This window comes from Streptomyces stoeckheimensis (genome assembly GCF_045822005.1).
Classification (GTDB): domain Bacteria; phylum Actinomycetota; class Actinomycetes; order Streptomycetales; family Streptomycetaceae; genus Streptomyces; species Streptomyces stoeckheimensis.
Window position 1 is genome coordinate 3686603 of record NZ_CP169550.1, and the last position, 12342, is coordinate 3698944.

At 73.9% G+C, this 12342-nt stretch carries 7 protein-coding genes; 3 read left to right on the plus strand and 4 right to left on the minus strand.

Annotation, left to right across the window (positions count from 1 at the left end):
* Positions 1–20: 20 nt before the first annotated feature.
* The 4 genes from ACE1OC_RS16410 to ACE1OC_RS16425 form a co-directional block, all read right to left on the minus strand.
* Positions 21–1733 carry a serine/threonine-protein kinase gene (locus ACE1OC_RS16410; protein ID WP_407837655.1) on the minus strand — a complete coding sequence of 571 codons (1713 nt, stop codon included), beginning with the start codon at positions 1731–1733 and terminating at the stop codon, positions 21–23.
* A 117-nt stretch (positions 1734–1850) separates the two neighbouring features.
* Entirely contained in the window at positions 1851–5273 is a 3423-nt protein-coding gene (locus tag ACE1OC_RS16415; protein ID WP_407837656.1) for a hypothetical protein, read from the minus strand.
* Between the two features lie 117 nt (positions 5274–5390).
* Positions 5391–8033 (minus strand): protein kinase domain-containing protein, encoded by a 2643-nt coding sequence (locus ACE1OC_RS16420; protein WP_407837657.1) that lies wholly within the window; start codon positions 8031–8033, stop codon positions 5391–5393.
* A gap of 206 nt (positions 8034–8239) precedes the next feature.
* A complete protein-coding gene (locus ACE1OC_RS16425; protein ID WP_407837658.1) occupies positions 8240–9958 on the minus strand; it encodes a glycerol-3-phosphate dehydrogenase/oxidase in 1719 nt (572 codons plus the stop codon).
* A 375-nt stretch (positions 9959–10333) separates the two neighbouring features.
* On the opposite strand from ACE1OC_RS16425, the gene ACE1OC_RS16430 reads away from it, so the two are divergent.
* The 3 genes from ACE1OC_RS16430 (at position 10334) to ACE1OC_RS16440 (ending at position 12287) form a co-directional block, all read left to right on the plus strand.
* Positions 10334–11563, plus strand: a complete 1230-nt coding sequence (locus ACE1OC_RS16430) for a nucleotide sugar dehydrogenase (RefSeq protein ID WP_250744114.1) — start codon at positions 10334–10336, stop codon at positions 11561–11563.
* 27 nt (positions 11564–11590) lie between these two features.
* Positions 11591–11812, plus strand: coding sequence for a hypothetical protein (locus ACE1OC_RS16435; protein WP_407837659.1), 222 nt, complete (start codon positions 11591–11593; stop codon positions 11810–11812).
* 169 nt (positions 11813–11981) lie between these two features.
* Complete coding sequence (locus tag ACE1OC_RS16440; protein ID WP_407837660.1) at positions 11982–12287, plus strand: hypothetical protein; 306 nt, start codon at positions 11982–11984, stop codon at positions 12285–12287.
* The last annotated feature ends 55 nt before the right edge of the window (positions 12288–12342 follow it).

A 12342-nucleotide genomic window follows, 5' to 3' on the forward strand; every position in this document is an offset into this window, starting at 1 on the left:
GGACGCCGGGATCACCGGGATCAGCGGGGCGGGGCCGGCTCCCAGCCGCTGAGCACCACGTCGAACTGATCCCGGGTCGTGTCCCAGTCCGCGACCGGACCCGACATGTACACCGCGTACTCGGTGCCGTCCGGTGCGTAGTACATCTGCTCGATGGCCTGCCGGGGCCCGGTGAACGCCCCGGTCTTCTCCGTCCAGACGAACTCCCACAGGGCGGCCTTGACCTGCCCCCGGAAGGTGTTCGGGTGGAGGGTCAGTTGCCTGTAGTCGGAGCGCTTCTGGACCTGCTTCTCCAGGTCCAGCAGGTGCGCGTACGGATCCTTGAAGGTCGGCTTGCGGTCCATCGCGATCCGGATGAAGTGCTTGCCGCCGTCCCCGGTGTAGTCGATCTGCGACCCGTCCTCCCGGCGCTTCCAGCCGTCCGGGACGAAGAGGGTGAAGCCCTGCTTGTCGACCACCTTGCTCCAGCCCGCCGGCGGAGCCTTCACCGCCTGCCCCTTGGCGTCCCCGGCGCCGGCCGAGGCACCGGCCGACACGTCCGGAGAACCGGCCGTCCGGCCCGGGATCGCGCCGTCCGTGGCCGAGTCGCTCGTGTACTTCAGGATCCCGAACACCCCGCCGCCGCCGAGCAGCGCCGCCACCACGGCGATGACCGCAGCACGCCTGATCCGGCCGGGGGCCCCGGTGTCCCCGCGGCCCGTTCCGCCCGGTCCGGCCTCGGACCGGGCGGCGAGCACCGGCTCCGGCTCCGGGGCCCGGCCCTGCTCCGGCCCCTGGCTCTGGCCTTGGCCCTGCTCCGCTCCGCCGGCCGGCTCGGCCGTGTCCACCGGCTCGTTCCGGGCGGCGCCCAGCTCCTCGGAGCCCATCGCGCGCGTGGGGACGTACGCCTGCGCCGCCTTCGGCTCCCGGCCCTCCATCGCCTGCAGGAACATCTGCTCGGCCTCGTCGGCCGACGGCCGCTTCGCCGGATCCTTGCGCAGCAGCGCCGTGATGACCGGGGCCAGCGCGCCCGCGTGGGTCGGGGCGGGCGGCTCCTCGTTCACCACGGCCTGGAGGCTGGAGATGGGCGAGGTGCGGCGGAAGGGCGAGCGGGCCTCGACGGCCGTGTACAGCGTCGCGCCGAGCGACCACAGGTCGGAGGCCGGGTCGGGGGACCCGCCGGTGACCCGTTCGGGGGCCAGGTAGTCGATGGAGCCGATCAGTTCGCCGGTGCGCGTGATGGAGGAGTCGCCCTCGATCGCGGCGATGCCGAAGTCGGCGAGCATCACCCGCCCGTCCTTGGCGAGCATCACGTTGCCCGGTTTCACGTCCCGGTGCAGGACTCCGACCGCGTGCGCGGCGCGCAGCGCACCGAGCACGTGCAGCCCGATCCGGGCCGCCTCGCGGGGTTCGATCCGGCCGGCCGTCTTCGCCGCGTCCGCGAGGGAGGGACCGTCGATGTACTCCATGACGATCCAGGGCCGGTCGTCGTGTTCCAGTACGTCGTGGACCGTGACGACCGCCGGATGCTGGATCCGGGCCGCGGCCCGGGCCTCCTTCTGCGTCCGGGCGTGCAGGACGTCCCGGTCGGCCTGGGCGACGTACAGGCCCGCCGTCAGTTCCTTGACGGCTACCGTCCTGTGCAGCAGCTCATCGTGCGCGCGCCACACCTTGCCCATGCCGCCCCTGCCGATGGGCTCCACGAGCCGGTACCGGCCCGCGAGCACCGCACCCGCACCTGTCTGCTGTTCCACGAATCCCCGCCGCCGCTCTGTGCACTTCCGGTCAGACTACGGAGATCCCGGGCGACGGCGGAACCACTCGGCCGCGGTTGGGCCGCACTGTGACGCAATCGCCGTACTGATACCGAGTCAGCCGCCGCTCTTGTAGCTGGCCGTCGCCTGCTCGAAGGTTTCGGTGACCTTGCCCTCCTGGTCCTGCGGGCCGGTGACCATCACGACGTGGTAGGAACCTCCGAGCGCGACGACGAAGTTGCGGGCCACGACGGAACGGCCGTTCCCGTCGATCCAGGTGTACCGGCCGGTGACGCGGAGCTGGTTGCCGACCTTGGTGGACTTGATGTCGCTCACGCTCGACCAGGTGGAAGAGCGGTACGGAGCCAGCTCGGGCTCCTTGTCCTTCTGGTAGGTGGCCGGGTCGGGGTTGCCCTCGACCTTGTCCCGGCCGGGGACGACGGTCAGCACGAAGTCCCCCTCCGTGTAGCGGACCTGACCGGACTCGTTCATTCCGCGGCGCTCCCAGCCGTTCGGAACGTTGATCGAGAAGTGCTCGGCGTCCTGCTGGGCCGTGTACCCGGACGGAGCGGGGGCGTTGGTCTGCGGAGCGGGCTTGGACTCGGGCGGGTTCGCGGAGGGGCTCGGAGCCTGGCCGGACCCGCTCGGCTTCGCGCTCGGCTTCGGGCTCTGGCCCGGGCTCTGCGGCTGGGACGCGGCGGGCGGCCTCATGCCGGCGGCCTTCTGCCCGCCCTGCGGATCGGCGGAGCGGGGCATGAAGAACAGGGCGTACGCCACGGCTCCCGAGAGCAGGACGAGGATCCCGAGTAACAGGGAACGCCCGAGCGAGCGCGGCTTGCGGGGGTGTTCTGCGCTGCGGTGCCGGCCGTGCAGGTCGGCTCGCCGCCGTACGACGGGCAGCCTGGTCGGATCCTCCACCACCGGCGGCAGCATCGCGAAGCCCCCGTCGGGCTCCGGAGCGGACCGCACGAGGGAGCGCAGCCAGCCGCGGAGCTCCTCGAAGTCGGGGCGCTCGGTCGGGTCCTGGCGCAGCAGGGACTCCACGACCGGGCGCAGCGGGCCGCACTCCTCGGCGAAGGCGGGGGGCTCGGCGCAGACCATCTCCACGAGCTCGGCGACGCTGTCCTCGGGGTACGGGGCGTGCCCCTGGACGGCGCGGTACAGGAGCGCGCCGAGCCCCCACAGGTCGGTGGCCGGCCCGACCGGCGCGGCCAGCTGCCACGGCCCGTGCACGGCCTGCGCCTGCTCGGGAGCCCACCGCTCGGTGACGGCCCCGACCACGGCCATCCGCGTCTGCCGGGCCCGCTCCGCATCCAGCCCGCTCCGCGGCCCGCTCCCCCACCCGGCGGCTGCCGGGTGCCGAGCGGCACCCTGCGGATCGCCCTGCGGCCCCGCCTGGCCGTAGCCGTCGACCCCGGACGCCGCGGGATACCCGGCACCGGTCTGGCCCGTCTGGCCGGTCTGGCCGGTCTGACCGGTCTGGCCGGTCTGGCCGGTCTGGCCGTAACCGTCGGTCCTCGGGGCCGCCTGATATCCGGCACCCCCCTGCCGACCGCCCTGCGGGCCCGTCTGCGGACCCGTCTGGCCGGGGCCGTGGGCCCCGGAAGCCGCTGCGTACCCCGCTGCGCCTTGTGGACCGGTCTGCCGACCGCCCTGTCCGGACTCCCGGGTCGCGGGCATCGCCGCGTATCCGGCGGTGCTCTGCCCGGTGCCCGCCGGGTCCGGGCGGGCCGGTCCGAGCTGGGGCTGCCCGCCGTATCCGGTGCCGTCCCGCGCAACCTGCCGGCCGAAGCCCGCCTGATCCTGCTCCGGGTGGCCCGGTCCCGGCGAAGGCTGCCCGGGGATCCGGCCGTCGGCGTCGGCCGGGCCGCCGGGGGCGTCCGCCTGCTCGTAGCCCTGGGGAAGGGCGAGTTGCGCCGGCAGCGCGGCACGGGCCGACGGCTCCGCTTCGGCCGGGGGCAGGGCCTGGCGGCGCGGAGTGGCGCCGTGCCAGGTCGCGCCGCTGTCCGGGCCGCCGTACGGGTACGAGTACCCCTGCGGCAGCTTCGACCCCTCGGGCCTCGGCTCCGCTTCCGGCTCCGGCGCGGACTCCGAACCGGCCCTGCGCTGCTCGGTGATCCGCGCGGCGGCCTGGGCCCCGGCCCGGTACGCCGCGATGGCCCCGGCCCGCGCAGCGGCCTTGAGATCGGGCCGCTCCCCGGCGGCGCCGGGAGCGACAGGGGAGCCTGAGGCGCCGTGAACTCCGGGGGCACCAGGAGTACTGGAAGAGCCAGGGGCGCCGGAGGCCCCGTGAACCCCGGACGCACCAGGCGTACCGGGGGCACCAGGTGCAGCGGAAATGGCATGGGTACCGACGGCCCCGTGACCGCCCGGCGCACCGGGAGCACTCGGAGCACCGGGGGTGCCGGAGGTACCGGACGCATGAGGACCGTTCCCGGTCCCGGGGCTTATGTGGTCCCGGTAACGCGGCCCGGTGTCGTACCCCGGAGCCACGAGCGGCGCGTACTGCGCCGTGTTCCCGCCCTCCTGGACGGTCGTACCCGTACCGGCCCCGCCGTCCCGCCCGGACCGCTCCGCGGGCCCGCCCCCGTACCGGTCGTCGTACGGGTCGTCGTACCGGCCTCCGGGCTCCCCGCTTTGCTGCCCGCCGACCCGCCCCGCGCCGGGCCCGGGCCCCTGCCCGGCCCCTTGCCCGGCCCCCTGCCCATACCTGGCATCCGCCGCCGGCCCGCCCCAGGAACCGCCCGGGGAGCCGCCGCCGTACCCCGCGCCCGCCCCCGGCCCGGCCAGAGCGTCGTGGCCGTACCCGTCTGCGCGCCCCGTGCCGTACCCGCCGCCGCTCTCCGGCCGACCCGCCGCGAACCCGGCGCCACCACCCGGCCCGGGCCCCGCGCCACCCCCCGGTTCACCGCCCGGCCAGGGCCAGGGCACCGCGGAGCGGTCCGTACCGTCCCGCGGCGGAACCGGGTCGTACCCGCACAGGGCGTCCTCCGCGGCTCCCGCCGCCAGCCCCGTCAGGACGACCCGCCCGTCCTCGCAGATCAGTACCGTCCGCATGGTGATGTTCCGGTGCGTCCACCCGTGCGCGTGCAGCACGCGCAGAGCGGTCAGCACGTCCGCCGCCACCTCCGCCGCCCGGTACGGGCTCAGCGGTTCGTCGGCGATCAGCGCCGCCAGCGGTCTGGCCGGGACGAGTTCGCTCACTATCCAGAGCGACCCGCCCTCCGCGAACACGTCGAAGACCTGGTCCAGCCGTGGATGGTCCGGTACGGACGCCGCCGCCTGCGCGGCCTCGATCGCCCTGCGCACGGCGGGCAGTTCACCGTGCGGGAGCCGCCGGCCCCCGGCGGCCGAGGAGCCACCCCGCGTGCCGTCCAGCAGCTCCGCGTCGACGACCTCCGGCAACGGCACCTGCCGTACGAGGACTTCCTGGCCGCTGCGCGTGTCGAAGGCCCGGGTCTCGATCAGTTCGTAGGCGTCGGACGGCGGCAACGGCAGACGGTAGCGCTCGGCCAGGATCCGGCCCGCATAGTCCTCCACATCGCCTCCCCCGAGAGCTGCGGACCCGTCCCCCAGGCCCCGCTGACACGATACGACGCCCAGGGCGCCCGCGTCCCGGCCCTGGCGAGGCTGACCCGAGCTCGCGTGGAACCCGTGTCAGCCCAGCGGCTGGAAGGTGTCGAACGCCGTGGTGCGCAGCTGCGTGCACTCCTGCGCGTCCCACTGGTCGGCGAGGCAGGTGATCATGATGGCGTAGCCGTGCTTGGCGTCCATCCTGAACCCGCGGTCGAGCACCCGGACCCGCGAACCCTTCTGGTCCCGCTCGAACTCCCAGTCCGCGACGGTCGGGTACCCGCGGTACTCGACCTTTTCGAGGCGGAGCAGCTTGTAGTTGGTGCTGCTGCCCGCCACGCTCGGCGCCAGTTCCGCCCAGGCGGCGCGGGCGTCGTCCTTCGGCGAGCTGTTGAAGTCGATCTGGACGCGCGGGAAACCACCGTCGCGGCTGTATATGACGCCGTCGTTCTTGCCTATCACGCCGGTCTGCTTGAAGCCGTCGGGCAGGCCCATCGCGAAGTGGAACCCGGGGTCGTTGACCTGGCCGTACCCGGGCGGGAGCCCGGGCAGGGCGCCGCCGGGCGTGGAGCCCTGGCCCTGGCCGGGGTTGGTGCCCGACCCCGGCAACTGGCCCGACTGGCCCGGGTCCGGAGACGCGGCCCCTCCGCCGGGCACCTCGCCGGTCTTCGGCGAGGGGGAGGGCGAGGGCGAAGCCGGGGGCGGGGTCGAGGAACCGGACGCGGGGCTCGACGCGGCGCTGGCCTTGCTGCCGCCCTTGCCGTCCTTCGGGGTAGCGCCCTTCTCGTCGTCTCCGCTGAACGCGTACGCGACGATCGAGCCGATGACGGCGAGCGCCATGACCACACCGGCTATCGCGAGCGCGATGGTGCGGCGCGGCACGACGTCGGTGAGCGGGGCGGCGACGGGCGCCGGGCGCGGCGACGGGGACTCGGCCGCGGTCACGGCCGTCGCCGTGGCGGCGGCCGCGGCGGCGCTGGCGGCCGCCGCCTTGCGGGCCGACTTCAGCGCCGCGCGGGCGCGTTCGCGCTGCTCGCGCTCACGACGCTCGCGTTCCTTCTTCTCCGCCTTCTCCGCGACCTTGGCCGCCTTGTCGGCTGCCGCCTTCTCGGCGGCCTCCCGGGCCTCGGTCAGCGATATCTGCCGGGTCGCCTCGGCGTCCGGGACCGCTACGGGGGCCGGCGGCTCGGGCGCGTCGATCACGGCGGTGAGCAGCGCCCGCGCACGGTCGTCGTCGAGCCGGTGGGCGGGGTCCTTGACGAGGAGGCCGTAGATGACCTCGGTCAGCGGGCCGGCGTTCTTGGGCGGTTCGACGGGCTCGGTCATCACCGCGGTGAGCGTCGCGAGGGCGGACCCCTTGTCGTACGGGGGAACCCCCTCGACGGCGGCGTACAGCAGGCCGCCGAGCGACCACATGTCCGCCGGCGGGCCGGGGCGCTGGCCGCGGGCCCGCTCGGGCGAGATGTACGAGGGCGCGCCGACGAGCATGCCGGTGGAGGTGACGGAGGGGTCGCCCTCGACCTGGGCGATGCCGAAGTCGGTGAGGACCACGCGGCCGTTGCCCCGGTCGGCGAGGAGCACGTTGGAGGGCTTCACGTCCCGGTGCAGGATGCCCTGGCGGTGGGCGGCACGGAGCACGTCGAGCACGGCGAGGCCGACTTCCGCGGCCCGGCGGGGGGTCAGCGGGCCGCTCTCGCGGATGAACTCCGCGAGCGAGGGGCCCTCGATGAGCTCCATGACGATCCACGGCCGGCCGTCTTCGTCGACGACGTCGTAGACGGTCACCGCGCCACCGCTGCGGATCCGAGCGATGGCCTTCGCCTCCCGCAGGGTGCGGGTGATCAGGCGGCGCTTCTCGTCCTCGTCGACGCCGCTGCCGAAGCGGAGTTCCTTGACGGCGACGGTGCGGCCGAGGGTCTCGTCCTCGGCGCGCCAGACGGTTCCCATGCCGCCCTTGCCGAGGACGTCCCCGAGCCGGTACCGGCCCGCGAGCAGCCGGCCCTCGTCGTGGGCGCCCTCTCCCGCCTTGGCCGCGGCGGCCTTGACGGCGGCGGCCACCTCGTCGGCCTTGCTCACCGCGACGGGCTTGGCGTCCGCTGCCTCAGCGGCCTCGGCCTTCCCCCGAACAGGCTTCGCGTCCACGCCCTCGGCCGGCTTCGCACCCGCGGGCTCGACACCCGACACCGCCGGCTTCGCGCCCACGGCTACGGCAGGCTTCGCATCCTCAGGCTCGACACCCGACACCGCCGGCTTCGCGCCCACGGCTACGGCAGGCTTCGCATCCTCAGGCTCGACACCCGACACCGCGGACTTCGCGCCCACGGCTGCGGCAGGCTTCGCGTCCGCGGGCTCGATGCCCGCACCCGCGGGCTTCGCGTCCACGGCCTGGGCCGGCTTCGCGTCCTCGGGCTCGGCCTTCGCGTCAACAGGCTTCGCGTCCGCGGGCTCAGCCCCACGGGCAGCCTTCGCCGCGGCCGGCTTCCGCAGCTCCGGCTTGCGCGGGCCCGGCTCCGGCTCCGCCGCGGAAGCGCCGGGCTTCGCGTCCTCCGGTTCGGCCGCCCCGGTGGCTTCGGGGGCGGCCGGGGGCACAGCGGCCGCAGCGGCCTTCGCGGCCCCCGTGGTGGCGCGCTTCGCGGCCGGCTTCGCCCCGGCAGCGCGCTTCGCGGCTCCCGCCGCAGGCGGCTCCGCGGGAGACTTCGGCTCCGTCGGGGGTGCAGCCGGAGGCACCGGCGATCCCGTCCCGACAGACGGCTCCGGCGACTCGGTGTGCTCCGGCTTCGACATGCGTCCCCTCTGCGTTCGTGCCGCCTGCTCCGGTTGCCCTGGCAGCGGCCGGGGTGCCCGGTAACCCGCCCCGGCAGAACCCTCATTGTCCCTTACTCCGCAACGGACGGGAGCCCCGGGTCCGCGGTTCCGCCCGCGAAGTGACGGAGTTACAACGGGACGATGTCCGGCGCCCCCAACCTCGCCGCATCCGCCGTCTGATCGTCCGGCTGACGCTGCGACTCCCGCTCCGCCTGCACCCTCTTCTCGTAGTGTTCCACTTCCTTCTCGATCTGCTGCTCGTCCCAGCCCAGGACCGGAGCCATCAACTCCGCACACTCGCGCGCCGATCGCGTCCCCCGGTCGAAGGTCTCGATCGAGATCCGCGTCCGCCGGGTCAGCACGTCGTCCAGGTGCCGAGCCCCCTCGTGCGAGGCCGCGTAGACCACCTCGGCGCGGAGGTAGTCGTCGGCGCCCGTCAGCGGCTCCCCGAGCGAGGGGTCTTCCTCGATCAGCGCCAGCAGTTCCTCCGTCAGCGAGCCGAACCGGTTCAAGAGGTGCTCCACCCGCACCACATGGAGCCCCGTCCGCGCGGCGATCCGCGCCCGGCCGTTCCACAGGGCCCGGTACCCCTCGGCCCCGACCAGCGGCACGTCCTCCGTCACGCACGGCGCGACCCGCTGGTCGAGGCCGTGCACCGCCTCGTCGACCGCGTCCTTGGCCATCACCCGGTACGTCGTGTACTTGCCGCCGGCGACCACCACCAGCCCCGGCACCGGGTGCGCCACCGTGTGCTCGCGCGAGAGCTTGCTCGTCGCGTCCGACTCCCCGGCCAGCAGCGGCCGCAGGCCGGCGTAGACCCCCTGGACGTCGTCCCGGGTGAGCGGGACCGCCAGCACCGAGTTCACGTGCTCCAGCAGGTAGTCGATGTCCGCGCTCGACGCCGCCGGGTGCGCCTTGTCCAGGTCCCAGTCGGTGTCCGTGGTGCCCACGATCCAGTGCCGGCCCCACGGGATGACGAAGAGCACCGACTTCTCGGTCCGCAGGATCAGCCCGGTCGAGGAGTGGATCCGGTCCTTGGGAACGACGAGGTGGATGCCCTTCGAGGCCCGTACGTGGAACTGGCCGCGCTCTCCGATCAGCGCCTGGGTGTCGTCCGTCCACACCCCCGTGGCGTTCACGATCTGCTTCGCCCGGATCTCGTACTCCCCGCCGCCCTCCACGTCCTGCACCCGGGCGCCGACCACCCGCTCGCCCTCCCGCAGGAAGCCGATGACCCTCGCCCGGTTGGCGCACTGCGCTCCGTACGCGGCGGCCGTTCGGACCAGGGTCGCCACGTACCGCGCATCGTCCATCTGGGCGTCGTAGTACTGCAGGGCGCCCACCAGCGCGTCCTTGCGCAGCGCCGGTGCGATCCGCAGGGCGCGCGCCCGCGAGAGGTGGCGGTGCGTCGGCAGCCCGCGTCCGTGGCCGCTGGAGAGCGACATGGCGTCGTACAGCGCGACGCCCGAACCGGCATAGAACCGCTCCCACCCCTTGTGCTGCAACGGGTAGAGGAACGGCACCGGCTTCACCAGGTGCGGGGCGAGCCGCCCCAGGAGCAGGCCGCGCTCCTTGAGCGCCTCCCGCACGAGGGCGAAATCGAGCATCTCCAGGTATCTGAGCCCTCCGTGGATGAGCTTGCTGGAACGGCTGGACGTGCCCGAAGCCCAGTCCCTCGCCTCCACCAGCCCGGTCGCCAGGCCCCTGGTCACGGCGTCGAGGGCGGTACCGGCACCCACCACACCGGCCCCGACCACCAGCACGTCCAGCTCCCGCTCGGCCATCCCGGCGAGCGCCTCGGCCCGCTGCACGGGCCCCAGCGAGGCCCGTCCACCGCCTCCCCCCATCCCCGCACCCATGCCCATGCCGGTGCCCGGCCCCGCCCCCGACCTCGCCCCCGTACCTGCCGCTGCGCCCGTCCCTGCCCCTGTCCCAGTCCTCACGGCTGCCTGCCTCCCGTTGACGCGGGTCGCCCCGTCCGCCCTGTGCGGTCATCCCACCCGTTGTGGGTGATCCCGCTCACATCGCCCGTTCATGATTCTCACCGGCCGCACCCACATCAGCCACCGGCTGTGGATAACACGGCGGCGACCAAGACCTCTGAATACGACATATCTGTCATATATACGCCTAGTCTGACATTGCGCCAGCTTTCCTCCTCCACAGGACTTGCGCGCTCCGCCCCCTCATGCATGTCAGGGAAGGGAAGGGACGGCACCCCCATGCCCGCAGATCTCGCCGTCATCGGACTCGGCCATCTCGGCCTCCCGCTCGCCCAGGCAGCCGTGGCCGCCGGGATCGAGACGGTCGGCTACGACAGCGGTCCGGCTACGGACTCCACCCTCACCGCCGCAGAGATCCGCCGCATGTCGGCGGCCGGCTTCCGGGTCACCACCAACCCCGTCGAACTCGGCCGGGTCCGCACGGCCGTCATCTGCGCCCCCACCCAGCTCGGCGCCGACCGCGCGCTCGACCTGTCCGCGGTCGGCGAGGCGGGCCGCACCCTCGCCGCCCGGCTGCGCCCGCACACCACGGTCATCCTCGAATCGGCGGCCCACCCCGGCGTCACCGAGGACTACCTGCGCCCGATCCTCGAATCGGGCTCCCGCCTGCGCGCCGGCCGGGACTTCCACCTGGCCTACTCCCCCAGCCGCCTCGACCCGGGCAACCGCACGCACGGCATCTCCAACACCCCCAAGGTCATCGGCGGCCTCACCCCCGCCTGCACCGAGTCCGCACACGCCTTCTACGCCCGCCTCACCGAGAAGGTGGTCCGCGCCCGCGGCCTGCGCGAGGCCGAAACGGTCCAGCTGCTGGAAACCAACTACCGGCACGTCAACATCGCCCTCATGAACGAGATGGCCGTGCTCTGCCACGACCTCGGCGTGGACCTGTGGGACGTCATCCGGTGCGCCGAGACCAAGCCGTACGGGTTCCAGGCCTTCCGCCCCGGCCCCGGAGTCGGCGGCCACGGAGTCCCCCTCGACCCCAACTACCTCCCCCACACCACCCGCACCCCGGGTCACCCTCTCCGCATGGTCGGCCTGGCGCAGGAGATCAACGACCGGATGCCGCAGTACGTCATCCAGCGCAGCGCCACCCTGCTCAACGAGCACGGCAAGTCCGCGCGCGGCGCCCGCGTCCTCCTCCTCGGCGTCACCTACAAGCCTGACCTCGCCGACCAGGAGGGCTCCCCGGCGCGCGAGATCGCCAGCCGGCTCCTCGACCTCGGCGCCCTGATCAGCTACCACGACCCGTACATCGCCGGATGGCGCGTCAGGGACCAGCCCGTCCCCCGAGCCGAATCGTTGTACGAGGCCGCCGCCAACGCCGATCTGACGATCCTGCTCCAGCACCACCGCACCTACGACCTACAAGGCCTGGCGGTGAAGGCCCAGTTGCTCCTGGACACCCGCGGCGCCAGCCCGGCGGGCGCCGCGCACCGCCTCTAGGGCCTGTCGTCCAACCCCCTCCTGCCGGTGCTCAGCGCCCTGCTCTCGCTGGCCGCCGTCTTCGCGGGCCAGATCCTCGGCATCGCCATGATCGGCGCGGACGAGCTCGGCGTGAGCACCCTCGACGTGCTCGACCTCGGGACCTCCCTGCTCGTCGACGCCTGGACGGAAGCGTCGGGCCCGATGACGTACCTGTTCCTCGCCCTCGGCGGCTACACCGCCTTCCAGTCGGCCCGCAAGGCCGCCTGACCCCTCGTTCCACACGGCCCGGCCCCGGACTCCGCACAGGACTCCGGGGCCGGACCCGTTCCCGGACCCGTCCCCGTCCCCGGCCGCCGCGGCTCCGACCAGGCCGGGCCATGATCACGCGCGGCCGGAAACCTGTCTTCCGCAAGGCCCCCGGCCCTATGATCCGCGCGTGTCCCCGAACCTCCCGAACACGCCGAACACCCCGAACCTCCCGAGCACCCCGAACCCCCCGGGCGCCCCGAACCCCCCGGACCGCGAACGCGCCGCCTGGTTCACCGTCCTGCTGTGGGTGCTCGGCCTCCCCGGGATGGTCACCCTCGTGGGGGTGGTCCTGGTCGGCACGGCCCTGGGCGACCGGCACGGCCAGCTCTCCCGGGACGACGCGTACTCCCTGCTGCCCTGGCTGCTCGTCGCGGCGGCTTTCCTCGTCCCGTGGTCCGTCTGCGTGAACCGCCGAACCAAGGGCAAGAACTGACCGGCGCCCCGGCCGCACCCCCCCCCCGTACGCCCGAGGCCCGGCTCCCCCGAAG